General features: G+C 60.9%; 11 protein-coding genes. 5 read left to right on the forward strand and 6 right to left on the reverse strand.

Going from position 1 to position 12,008, the window contains the following annotated elements; all coding sequences use genetic code 11:
• Positions 1–26: 26 nt before the first annotated feature.
• Positions 27–686 carry an NAD(P)-dependent oxidoreductase gene (locus ACA047_RS00285; protein ID WP_497355622.1) on the forward strand — a complete coding sequence of 220 codons (660 nt, stop codon included), beginning with the start codon at positions 27–29 and terminating at the stop codon, positions 684–686.
• A 48-nt stretch (positions 687–734) separates the two neighbouring features.
• Here the strand turns inward: ACA047_RS00285 and ACA047_RS00290 are convergent, their stop codons facing one another.
• Positions 735–1,685, reverse strand: a complete 951-nt coding sequence (locus ACA047_RS00290) for a choline sulfate utilization transcriptional regulator (RefSeq protein WP_497355624.1) — start codon at positions 1,683–1,685, stop codon at positions 735–737.
• Between the two features lie 114 nt (positions 1,686–1,799).
• On the opposite strand from ACA047_RS00290, the gene betC reads away from it, so the two are divergent.
• The 3 genes from betC (at position 1,800) to ACA047_RS00305 (ending at position 6,059) form a co-directional block, all read left to right on the forward strand.
• Positions 1,800–3,314: a choline-sulfatase gene (betC, locus tag ACA047_RS00295; protein WP_497355626.1), complete on the forward strand. Its 1,515-nt coding sequence runs from the start codon at positions 1,800–1,802 to the stop codon at positions 3,312–3,314.
• 15 nt (positions 3,315–3,329) lie between these two features.
• On the forward strand, positions 3,330–4,250 hold the full coding sequence (choX, locus tag ACA047_RS00300; RefSeq protein ID WP_497355627.1) for a choline ABC transporter substrate-binding protein: 921 nt from the start codon (positions 3,330–3,332) through the stop codon (positions 4,248–4,250).
• A gap of 240 nt (positions 4,251–4,490) precedes the next feature.
• Positions 4,491–6,059, forward strand: a complete 1,569-nt coding sequence (locus tag ACA047_RS00305; RefSeq protein ID WP_497355629.1) for a SulP family inorganic anion transporter — start codon at positions 4,491–4,493, stop codon at positions 6,057–6,059.
• 67 nt (positions 6,060–6,126) lie between these two features.
• Here the strand turns inward: ACA047_RS00305 and aroE are convergent, their stop codons facing one another.
• A complete protein-coding gene (gene aroE / locus ACA047_RS00310; RefSeq protein WP_497355631.1) occupies positions 6,127–6,948 on the reverse strand; it encodes a shikimate dehydrogenase in 822 nt (273 codons plus the stop codon).
• Positions 6,949–6,961: 13 nt separating this feature from the next.
• Positions 6,962–7,876 carry an oxygen-dependent coproporphyrinogen oxidase gene (gene hemF, locus ACA047_RS00315; RefSeq protein WP_497355633.1) on the reverse strand — a complete coding sequence of 305 codons (915 nt, stop codon included), beginning with the start codon at positions 7,874–7,876 and terminating at the stop codon, positions 6,962–6,964.
• Between the two features lie 164 nt (positions 7,877–8,040).
• Here hemF and ACA047_RS00320 point away from each other — a divergent pair, with 164 nt between their 5' ends.
• Positions 8,041–9,018 carry an NADPH:quinone reductase gene (locus ACA047_RS00320; RefSeq protein ID WP_497355635.1) on the forward strand — a complete coding sequence of 326 codons (978 nt, stop codon included), beginning with the start codon at positions 8,041–8,043 and terminating at the stop codon, positions 9,016–9,018.
• Between the two features lie 137 nt (positions 9,019–9,155).
• On the opposite strand, the gene tsaC is transcribed toward ACA047_RS00320, so the two are convergent.
• The 3 genes from tsaC to ACA047_RS00335 form a co-directional block, all read right to left on the reverse strand.
• Positions 9,156–9,713, reverse strand: coding sequence for an L-threonylcarbamoyladenylate synthase type 1 TsaC (gene tsaC, locus ACA047_RS00325; protein ID WP_497355637.1), 558 nt, complete (start codon positions 9,711–9,713; stop codon positions 9,156–9,158).
• Between the two features lie 60 nt (positions 9,714–9,773).
• On the reverse strand, positions 9,774–10,874 hold the full coding sequence (gene dprA, locus ACA047_RS00330) for a DNA-processing protein DprA (RefSeq protein WP_497355639.1): 1,101 nt from the start codon (positions 10,872–10,874) through the stop codon (positions 9,774–9,776).
• Between the two features lie 80 nt (positions 10,875–10,954).
• Entirely contained in the window at positions 10,955–11,980 is a 1,026-nt protein-coding gene (locus ACA047_RS00335) for a LysM peptidoglycan-binding domain-containing protein (protein WP_497355641.1), read from the reverse strand.
• Positions 11,981–12,008: the final 28 nt, after the last annotated feature.

A 12,008-nucleotide genomic window follows, 5' to 3' on the forward strand; every position in this document is an offset into this window, starting at 1 on the left:
TACGCGGGAAAAAAGGAAAAACAGCCATGAAAAATGCCGAAACCCCGGTCATCAAGGTGGTGCTTTATGGTGCCATGAGCAGCCTCGGCAGTGCGTTGATGGCTGAAATGCTGCGCCGTCAGCATGAAATTATCGCCATCCTCGATGATCTTACGGCGCTGGCTCCGCGCCCGGGCCTGCGGACCAAGCCCGGAGACCTCTACGATCCCGAACGGGTCAAGCAAAGCGTCGCTGGCGCCAGCGCGGTGGTATGCCTGCTGAACGCGCCGGGATTGCCGATGAACAGCGAGCAGGTGGAACGCACACTGATTCCGGGCCCCGTGGAGCAAGTATTAGCCGTGGATGCACTGATTGCTGGCATGCAGGCGGTGAATATTCCCCGGCTGTTTCTGGTGGGCGATTTCGCCGTGCTCGACGAGGAGCAGGCGGAGGATGTTTTGCAGCGCCACGCCGCCGAGGAAATCCTCGATGCCCTGCGAAACAGCGACTTGCAATGGACCCTTGTCAATTCGCCCTATGCCGCTGCTGGGTTGGGTATCGAGCATTTCAGCCAGGTCAGCACCAGCCTTGAGCCTGGATTGGCCGAATCGCTGGAGCGGCTTAACCGCGTGGCCGTCGGTATCGCCGACGAGCTGCGCTTGAACCTGCATGTGGGCCAGCATGTCAGTTTCGTTGCGGCCGATTAGCCTAAAAAATCGCAGCTACTGTAGACGTTGCCCAAGGCTGCGATCTTTTCAAACAGCAATAGACGGCAACGGCAAGCCCGTGAGCGATTCGGCACTGTTGGCCTGTTCTTCCATCAACCAGTCCACAAACTGCCTGATCAATACCCCACGCCGCTTACGCTGAGGCAAGACCACGTAATACCCCTGGCGCGACAGCACTGTTTCAGCGATCGGACGACACAGCAGACCCTGCGCCAGTAAGTTATCCACAAGGTGACGCCAGCCGATGGCGACGCCCTGGCCGCCAATCGCCGCCTGGATGAGCAAGGTGTAGTTATCGAACCGCAACTGCCCTGGGGCCGGTGGCGAAGTGATCCCCAATTCACGAAATACGCCGCTCCAGTCGAACCAGTTACTGCTGTTTTCTCCACGTAAATGCAGCAGGGGAAGTTCCGACAAGGTCTGGGCCGGCAAGGGCAGGGGACGCTCCTTGAGCAACAGCGGGCTGCACACCGGAAACACTTCTTCGCTGAAGAGCCAGCGACTTTCGCCCTGTTTGAAGCGCCCGTCGCCAAACAGTATTGCAACGTCAATGTCCGTGCGCAGCATGTTGTGGTTGCGTTCGCTGGTCACCAGGCTGACGTCCACCTGCGGGTTGGCCGCGTGAAACCGATGCAGTCGCGGCATCAGCCAATAGGCGGCGAAAGCGAAATCCGTGGCGACCTGCAGCACTTCATGCTGATGCTGGGCTGTGATCGCGTTCAACCCCGCATCGATACTCTGCAACCCGGCCTGCACCTGCTCGAACAAGATCGTCCCGGCCTCAGTCAGTTCGATGCCGCGGTAGATGCGGTCGAACAACCGCGTATGCAGGCGTTCTTCCAGGCGTTTGATCTGCTGGCTGATGGCCGGTTGCGTGGTGTCCAGCTCAATCGCCGCCGCCGTAAAGCTGCGATGGCGGGCTGCCGCTTCAAAAACACGGAACAAGTTCAGGGATAGGTCGCCCAAGGCGTCATACATAAGCTGTGCTTATCCTAGTCATTGTCCTACATGGGCTTTACCCCGAAAAACGGGGGCTACATGCTCAATCGCAGCAATATCGCATAACTGTCTACTATGGAATGCCGCGAATACATGAAGCGCAAGAACATTCTTTTCATCATGGCCGATCAAATGGCTGCGCCAATGTTGCCGATCTACGGTCCTTCGCCGATCAAGCTGCCAAACCTGGCGCGTCTGGCCGCTGAGGGCGTGGTGTTCGATGCCGCTTATTGCAACAGCCCACTTTGTGCGCCGTCACGCTTTACCCTGGTGAGCGGCCAATTGCCCAGCAAGATTGGTGCTTACGACAACGCGGCGGATTTTCCTGCAGACGTGCCGACTTATGCCCACTACCTGCGTCGTCTCGGCTACCGCACGGCGTTGTCCGGCAAGATGCATTTTTGCGGGCCCGACCAGCTGCACGGCTACGAAGAACGCCTGACCAGTGATATTTACCCGGCCGATTACGGCTGGGCGGTGAATTGGGACGAGCCGGACGTACGGCCGAGTTGGTACCACAACATGTCTTCGGTGTTGCAGGCCGGCCCCTGCGTGCGAACCAACCAGCTGGATTTCGACGAAGAAGTGGTGTTCAAGGCCCAGCAGTATTTGTTCGACCACATCCGCGAGGACGGCGATCAACCGTTCTGCCTGACGGTGTCCATGACTCACCCACACGATCCGTACACGATTCCCAAGGCGTTTTGGGATTTGTATGACGACAACGACATCCCTCTGCCGCAAACCCCGGCACAAACGGACCTCGACCCGCATTCCCAGCGCCTGCTGAAAGTGTATGACTTGTGGGGGAAACCGCTGCCTGTGGATAAGATTCGCGATGCCCGTCGAGCGTACTTCGGCGCGTGCAGCTACATCGACAGCAATATCGGAAAGTTACTGCAAACCCTGGAAGACACCGGTTTGATGGACGACACGATCATCGTGTTCTCCGGCGATCATGGGGACATGCTCGGCGAAAAAGGCCTTTGGTACAAAATGCACTGGTTCGAAATGGCCGCCCGTGTCCCCCTGCTGATCAGCGCACCCGGCCAGTTCGCCAGCGGCCGGGTCAGCGCGGCGGTGTCCACCGCCGACTTGCTGCCGACCCTGGTCGAACTGGCTGGCGGCACGCTGGAGCCAGGATTGCCGCTGGATGGCCGTTCGCTGGTGCCGCATCTGCAAGGGCAGGGCGGGCATGACGAGGTTTTTGGTGAGTACATGGCCGAAGGCACCGTCAGTCCGTTGATGATGATCCGTCGCGGCCCTTGGAAATTCATCTACAGCGAAGACGATCCGTGCTTGCTGTTTGATGTGCGCAACGATCCCAAAGAGTTGGAAGAACTCAGCCAATCACCGGAACATCAGCCCTTGTTCGCCGATTTTATCGCCGAAGCCCGAGCCAAGTGGGATATTCCGGCCATTCATCAACAGGTGCTCGCCAGCCAGCGACGCCGACGTTTCGTTGCCCAGGCCCTGACCCTGGGCAAACTCAAGAGCTGGGACCACCAGCCGCTGGTGGATGCCAGCCAGCAATACATGCGCAATCACATCGACCTCGACGATCTGGAGCGCAAGGCCCGTTATCCACAACCCTGCCAAAACCAATAACGTAAGGGCAAGCACATGCAAAAGTTATCCACAGTACTGACCGCTGGGCTGTTGGCGTTGAGCAGTGTTTCGGCGTGGGCCGAGCAAAGCTGCGAGACCGTAAAAATGGCCGACCCGGGCTGGAGTGACATCGCCGCGACCAACGCCATCACCGGTTTGCTGCTGGACGGTATGGGCTACAAGGCCAAGGTCGACACCCTCGCGGTGCCCATCACCTTCGGTGGCCTCAAGGATGGCCAGGTTGATGTGTTCCTGGGTAACTGGATGCCGGCGCAGCAAGGGTTCTATGACAAATTCGTGGCCACCGGCGACGTCACACAATTGGCCAAGAACCTGGACGGCACCGAGTTCACCCTGGCGGTTCCGGACTACGTCTGGGACGCAGGTGTGCATAACTTCGCCGACCTGAACAAATTCGCCGACAAGTTCGACAAGAAAATCTACGGCATTGGCTCCGGCGCCCCGGCGAACCTCTCGCTGAAGGAAATCATCAAAACCAATGATTTCGGCATGGGTGAGTGGAAGCTGGTGGAGTCCAGCGAGCAGGCGATGTTGGCGGAAGTCTCCCGGGCCGTGAAGAAACAGAAGTTCGTGACCTTCCTCGGCTGGACGCCGCACCCCATGAACGTGCAGTTGAAAATGCATTACCTCAAGGGCGGCGAAAAGTACTTCGGCGACACCGGCAGTGTTTATACCCTGACCCGCAAGGGTTATGCACAGGCCTGCCCCAACGTCGGCAAACTGTTGACCAACCTGAGTTTCACCCAGGAAATGGAAAACAGCATCATGTCTGAGGTGGTAAACAAGAAAGTCAGCAACGCCGAAGCGGCCAAGGCCTGGATCAAGGCCAACCCGGCGGTGCTGGATAAATGGCTGGACGGCGTGAAAACCCTGGATGGCAAGGAGGCGTTGGCGGCGGTGAAGGCCAAGCTCTAGGCATAATAGTGTGGCGAGGGAGCCTGCTCCCGCTGGGCTGGGCTGTAGGAGCTGCCGGAGGCTGCGATCTTTTGATTTTTTGATCTTTCGCTTTAGATTCAAGTGTCTTTGGAAAGATCGCAGCCTCGTTGCACTCGACAGTTCCTACGCGGCTCCTACAGGCCCGGCGGGAGCAAGCTCCCTCACCACGGTTGATAGTCCACCTGATATTCTTGCGCCAAACCCCATCCTTGAGGCCTCATGGCAATCCCCACTCGCCATTCACTCTTTCCTTTCCTGAGCTGGCTGCCACGGCAGACCCGCGCCAGCGTTGGTCGTGATCTGATCGTCGGGCTGAGCGGCGCTATTCTCGCGTTGCCGCAGTCCATTGCCTACGCCCTGATCGCCGGTTTGCCCCCTGAGTACGGCTTATACGCGGCGATTGTGCCCGTGCTGATCGCCTGTCTGTGGGGGTCGTCGTGGCACCTGATCTGCGGTCCTACGGCAGCGATCTCTATTGTCTTGTATGCCAGCGTCAGTCCTTTGGCTGTGCCCACCACCCAGGACTACATCACCTTGATCCTGCTGCTGACGGTACTGGCGGGCATTTTCCAATGGCTGCTGGGGCTGTTGCGGTTCGGCGCGCTGGTGAATTTCGTCTCACACTCGGTGGTGCTGGGTTTCACCCTGGGGGCGGCGGCGGTGATCGCGCTGGGGCAGCTGCCAAACCTGCTGGGCCTCGACCTGCCCAACGAAGCCACGGCGCTGAAAAGCCTGCTGATGTTGGCCAGCCAGATCGAGGCTGTGGATAAGCCTTCCTTGTTGCTGGGCTTGGGGACGCTGGGCCTGGGGGTGGTGCTCAAACGGCTGCTGCCGCGCTGGCCGAGCCTGTTGATAACGCTGGTTATCAGCAGCCTCTTGGTCTGGCTCTGGCCAGCGATGTTCGGGCATGTGGCGCTGGTCAGCGCCTTTGTCGGGCGTCTACCCCCTTTCACGCCGCTGCCTCTGGACCTGGACCTGATACTGCGCCTGCTGCCCGGCGCCGTCGCGGTGGGCATGCTTGGGCTGGTCACCAGCTTGTCCATCGCCCGCTCGTTATCGGTCCGCTCCGGGCAATTGCTCGATGCGAATCAGGAGGTCAGGGCGCAGGGGCTTTCCAACATCATTGGAGGGTTTTTCTCCGGATCATTGTCAGCCGGTTCCTTTACCCGTTCCGGCCTCAGCTATGAAGCCGGGGCCTGTTCGCCCCTGGCCGGGGTGTTCTCGGCATTATGGGTGGCCTTGTTTGCGGTAGCTGGTGCAAAACTGATCTCGCACATCCCGATTCCGGCCATGGCTGGCAGCATTCTGCTGATCGCCTGGGGGCTGGTGGACCATCGCGGCATCCGGGCGTTGTACCGCGTGAGTCGCGCCGAATTCATGGTAATGAGCCTGACCTGCCTGGCCACGTTGCTGCTGGAGCTACAAACCGCCATCTACGCCGGTGTACTCGCCTCGCTGTTTTTCTACCTCAAGCGCACCTCACAGCCGCGGGTGCAATATTTTCTCGAAGGCGAGGCAGATATCCTGCGTGTTGGCGGCTCGATCTTTTTTGGTGCCAGCCATTACCTGCAAGTGCGGCTGCAACGGATGCAAGCGCAGCGGGTGGTGATCGATGCCCAGCAGATCAACTTCATCGATTATTCCGGGGTGGAAATGCTGCACCAGGAAGCCCGGCGCCTGCGCAGCCAGGGGCGTAGCCTGACCTTGCGCAAGGCCAGGCCGCATGTGGTGGAGGAGCTGAAGAAGTTGGAAGGGCCGGAGCAGTGCCCCATCCATTTTGAAGAATAAAAAACCTCAGGCACGCACAACTTGGGGCCAGAGGATTTGTGGGAGCAAGCTTTGCTCCCACTGCAGCTTAAAGGGCCAACTGGCGGCGCAGCTCGGCCAACACCGGCGCGGTATCCGGGCGAACCCCGCGCCACAGGTAGAACGCTTCGCCAGCCTGTTCGGCCAGCATGCCCAGGCCGTCCATCGCCACCGCCGCGCCCTGTGCCTTGGCCCAGTGGCAGAACGAGGTAGGCTCCTTGCCATACATCATGTCGTAGCAAAACGTCTTGCCGGGCTCAATCAAACTTCCGGCAATCGGCGGTACATCCCCTGACAGGCTCGCCGACGTGGCATTGATGATCAGGTCCACCGGCTCTTGCAGCCAGTCAAAACCACTGGCCGAGACCGGGCCCAGGTCCGCGAACAACTCGGCCAGCAACTCGGCTTTTTCCACCGTGCGATTGGCGATGATCACCGAGGCCGGCGCTTCGGCCAGCAACGGTTCCAAGGCGCCGCGCACTGCGCCACCGGCCCCCAGCAACAGGATGCGTTTGCCCTTGAGGCTAAAGCCCGCGTTGACGGTCAGGTCCCGAACCAGCCCGGCACCGTCGGTGTTGTCACCCAACAGGCGACCGTCGGCCAGTTTGCTCAAGGTGTTGACCGCCCCGGCCCGTTGCGCTCGTTCGGTCAGGGTGTCGGCCAAGCGGAAGGCGTCTTCCTTGAACGGCACGGTGACGTTTGCCCCACGACCCTCGCGGAAAAATTCCCGCGCGCAACCGGCAAAATCGTCCAGGGGTGCCAGCAGTGTGGTGTAGTCCAGCGCTTGCCCGGTCTGTTCGGCAAACAGGCGGTGGATCAGCGGCGATTTGCTGTGGCCGATCGGGTTACCCATTACAACGTAGCGATCCATGGATGTTCCTCGTTCAGGCCGTCGCCAGCCAATCGCGGTCCTGCAGGAAGTACTCGGTCAGCCGCGCTTCTTCGCTGCCCGGTTCGGCTTTCCAGTCGTAGCCCCAGCGCACTTGTGGCGGCAGGGACATCAGGATCGACTCAGTGCGCCCGCCCGATTGCAGCCCGAACAGGGTGCCGCGGTCATAGACCAGGTTGAACTCCACGTAGCGTCCACGGCGAAATTCCTGGAATTGCCGTTGTTTGGCGGTGAACGGCTCGTGCTTGCGGCGACGGACGATGGGCAGATAAGCATCGATGTAGGCATCGCCGATGGCACGCATGAAAGCGAAGCTGGTGTCGAAGTCCCATTCGTTCAAGTCATCGAAAAACAGGCCGCCGATACCCCGTGGCTCGTTTCGGTGCTTGAGGTGGAAATAGCTGTCGCACCAGGCCTTGTAGCGCGGGTACACATCCGGGCCGAACGGGGCACAGGCCTGCTCGGCAATGCGGTGCCAATGCACGCAATCCTCGGCCACGCCGTAGTAAGGCGTCAGGTCGAAGCCGCCGCCGAACCACCAGACCGGCTCTTCGCCTTCTTTTTCGGCGATGAAAAAGCGCACGTTGGCGTGGGAGGTCGGCACATGGGGGTTGTGCGGGTGGATCACCAACGACACACCCAGGGCTTCGAAACCACGCCCGGCCAGTTCCGGCCGATGGGCGCTGGCCGACGGTGGGAGACCGCTGCCGAAGACGTGGGAAAAATTGACTCCACCCTTTTCAATCACCGTGCCGTTTTCGATCACCCGCGTGCGACCGCCACCACCGGCAGGCCGGGTCCAGGCATCTTCGACGAAGCGAGTGCCACCGTCTTCGGTTTCCAGGGCTGCGCAGATGCGGTCTTGCAGGTCGAGCAGGTAGGCTTTCACGGCCTCGGTGCGAGTGGACATGACATCACCTTGATCAGGGCTACGCTACGCGGCGTACAACGGGCCGGTGGCAAATGGGCGCACAGGATACCACCGCGCTTGCCCACGCCACAGTTGACGAAGGTCAAGCTTAGGAGTCCGATAGCAGGCTTGGTAAAAAGTCCCGCGACAAGGAGCGAGTGAAGATGGCCAAACGTATCCAGTTCAGTTCTCACGGTGGCCCCGAAGTGCTTGAGTACGTGGGCTACCAGCCTGCCGAGCCGGGACCGCAGCAAGTGCGCGTCAGCAACAGGGCGATCGGCCTGAACTTCATCGACACCTATTACCGCAGCGGTCTTTATCCGCCGCCGGCCCTGCCATCGGGCCTGGGCGCCGAAGGGGCCGGCGTGGTCGAGGCGATCGGCTCAGGCGTCACGCGGTTCAAGGTCGGTGACCGGGTGGCCTATGGCAGTGGTCCGCTGGGGGCCTACAGCGATGTGCATGTGTTGCCCGAAGCCAACCTGGTGCATTTGCCCGAATCCATCAGTTTCGAACAGGCGGCCGGTGTGATGCTCAAGGGCCTGACCGTGCAGTACCTGTTGCGTCAGACTTATGAACTCAAAGGTGGCGAAACCATCCTGTTCCATGCCGCCGCCGGTGGCGTGGGCTCCCTGGCCTGCCAATGGGCCAAGGCCTTAGGCGTGAAGCTGATCGGTACCGTCAGCTCACCGGAAAAAGCGGCAATCGCCAAATCCCACGGCGCTTGGGAAACCATCGATTACAGCAAGGAAAACGTCGCACAGCGTGTGCTGGAATTAACTGACGGTAAAAAAGTGCCGGTGGTGTATGACGGGGTCGGTAAGGACACCTGGCTGACTTCCCTGGACAGCGCAGCCCCCCGTGGCCTGGTGGTGAGCTTCGGCAATGCCTCCGGTGCGGTGGACGGCGTGAACCTGGGGATCCTCGCAGCCAAAGGCTCGCTGTACGTCACCCGCCCGACCCTGGGGACTTACGCCAACAATGCTGAAAACCTGCAACGCATGGCCGACGAACTGTTCGGGATGATCAGCAGCGGCAAGATCAAAGTGGATATCAACCAGCGTTATCCACTGGCGGAAGCGGCCAAGGCCCAGGCCGAGTTGTCGGCGCGGCGTACGACCGGGTCGACCATTCTTCTGCCTTGAATGACAGGGTGTTTGTGATGGCCTCATCGCGGGCAAGCCTTGCTCCCACAGGTTTTACCCTGTGGAAGTAGGCCTTGCCCTCACAGGTTTTTACTCTGTGGGAGCAAGGCTTGCCCGCGATGAACCATGACGCGGTATCAGTCCGGCCGTACCACTTTCCCGGTGGCCAGGTCGCGAATCACACTCGGGTTCTTGCGCCCGCCGAGGTTGCCGCCAAGCACCAGGTCGATCTGCCCACGGAAATACTGCTCGACGCGAATCCGCGTGCGCGCCGCCGGACGGCCCTGAGGGTTGGCCGAAGTAGAGACCAGCGGCCCGACCAGCGAACACAAATCTCGCACGGTGGGATGATCGCTGACCCGCAGTGCGACGGTGTCGTGCACGCCGGTGATCCATTCCGGCAGCAGATTCTGGTGCGGCACCAGCCAGGTATTGGGCCCCGGCCAGGTGCTGGCCATGCGGTCCATCCAGGTGTCGGGGAAGTCTTCGAACAGAAAGTCGAACTGGTGAATATTGTCAGCCACCAGAATCAGCCCCTTGTCGGGCAGCCGCGACTTGATCGCCAGCAGGCGTTCCACCGCCTCCTCGCTCCACGGGTCACAGCCCAGACCCCAGACCGCTTCGGTTGGATAGGCAATCACCGCCCCGGCACGAATTTCTCGCGCGGCTTGTTGCACACGCCAACTGTTGACCATGAAGGATTCTCCGCAACGCAAATAAGGCTGTGCGCAGTTTACCGATCTTCCTTGTAAAACCTAGCGTGTCCGCGCTAACCAGCGCCCGTGGTCCCACACAGCCCGTCCCTCCATTTCCAGCTCGGTCAGTGCCGCCAGTACTTTAGGCAGGCCCCAACCACTGGCCTCGGCCAGCGCCTCGCTGGTGAGCGGCGCGGCATGGAGCAAGCGCAACAGCGGGTGTGTCGACGGCGCGGGCTCTGAGGTGAGCGGTAACCGCTGCCAACCTCGCAACGCTTCAAGGATGTGTTCGACGGTTTCCACCAGCGCCGCGCCGTCGCGGATCAGTTGATGGCAGCCCCGGGCACCGGGATGGTGGATCGATCCCGGGATGGCGTATACCTCGCGGCCCTGTTCCGCCGCCAATCGTGCCGTGATGAGCGAGCCGCTGGCGACGCTGGCTTCGACCACCAGCACGCCAAGGGACAAGCCGCTGATGATTCGGTTGCGCCGCGGAAAGTTGCTGGCGTGGGGCGGCGCGTCCAGCGGGAACTCCGATAACACGGCACTGCCCTGGGCGATCATCGCGTCCGCCAGGCGCCGATTGCGCTGTGGATAAAAATTTTCCAGCCCGGTGCCCAGCACGCCGACGGTTTGCCCGCCAACATCCAGCGCGGCCTGATGGGCCGCGGCGTCGATGCCCAGGGCCAGGCCGCTGGTGATGACAAAACCGGCGCCGGCCAGGCTTCGGGAAAACGCCGCGGCCGTGTCCATACCCGGACGCGATGCGCGACGACTACCGACCATCGCCAATTGCGGTTTTTCCAGAATCCCGGCGTCGCCGGCGACGAACAGCAGCGGTGGCGCAGCGCTGATCTGCGCCAGCAGCGCCGGGTAATCAGGTTGGTCCCACATCAGTAGATGCTGGCCCGAACCCTCCAGCCAGGCCAATGCATGGGCGGCACCGTCACGCACATCCGGGTTGCGCCGAGCCTCGGCACACGCCATGGGTAACCCCAGCGCTCGCCACGCGCTGGCCGGCGCACTGATGGCTTTGGAGGCTGAGCCAAAGGCTTGCATCAGGGTCATGAAACGTTTGGGCCCCAGCTCCGGCAAGCGATGCAAGCGAAGACGGGCCTCCAGTTCCGCAGGGGAAACCGAAGCAAATTCAGGCAATGACATGTGATCATCCTTGATCGTTATAAGCCCCGTTCAAACGGGAACAAGCTGTGGATAACTCTGTTGGTAACTTGTGAGACCCGTTACGGATTGCGCACCTTGTCGAGCACCTCCAGTGAGCGTGTGGCGTACAGCACCAAGCCATAGCTGAGTTTGTCGTAGGTGCGGAAAACCATCAGCAGGCCGGCCCGTTGATCCGGGATCTTCACCGATTGGCCGCTGATGCGGTCGCGCACGGTTTCACCGGTTTTCATCACCGCCAGCACGTTGCCTTCGACCAGCCCGTCGCGCCGGCCCTTGTTCAGGGTGACCACATCCAGCGCGCCGATCTGGGTGACGCCCCGAGGCACGTCAAGGATCAACCCATTGATGTCCGACGTTGGCGCGCTGGGCATGAACGTCGAGTTGATCGAGCGTTCTTCGCCACTGAACAGGCGGTCACCGAGGCGTACTTCCTGGGTGGTGCGTTGCAGGGCGAGGGTGGTGACATCGCCCTCGGTCGCAATGACCTCACCGCTGCCGATGTCGTCGGCGTTGATGCCCAGGAGTTCCTTGGTCTCGGGATCGGTGTAGACCTTGCCCTGGCGGAAGATGCCGTACGTCGACTGGCTCTCGTCGAATGCGCCACGGGCAAAGATCTGGTCGCCCGTGCCACTGAGTACCCGTTCGGCATCGCCGGCGACGATGTAGGGTGCCTTGTCGAAATCCTCGGCCTTGTCGACGATACGGTTGCTCAGCAGAAAGCTGTTGATGGCTTGCAGCGGGATGCTCGGGATGGCATCGGCCACTGGCGAGCTACGGATGCGCGGCGACAGTTTGATGGTGCCCCGTGAAGCGCCGCGATTGAGGGTCAGTTTCGGCTGACCGTTGACGTAGACCAGTGACAGGGTGTCGCCGGGATAAATCAGGTTCGGGTTTTCGATCTGCGGGTTGGCCTGCCAGAGCTCCGGCCATTTCCACGGCTCGCGCAGGTATTTACCGGAAATGTCCCACAGCGTGTCCCCCGTCACCACTGTGTATTGCTGGGGAAAACCTTCCCGAAGTTGCACTTGCCCGTGCGCGATACCGGCCGAGGCCAGAAGGAGCAGGGCGAGTAGTGATTTCCTCATGCGGTGAATCCCTTTATTATGTGCGTTC

The sequence above is a fragment of the Pseudomonas sp. LBUM1664 genome, from assembly GCF_059695895.1.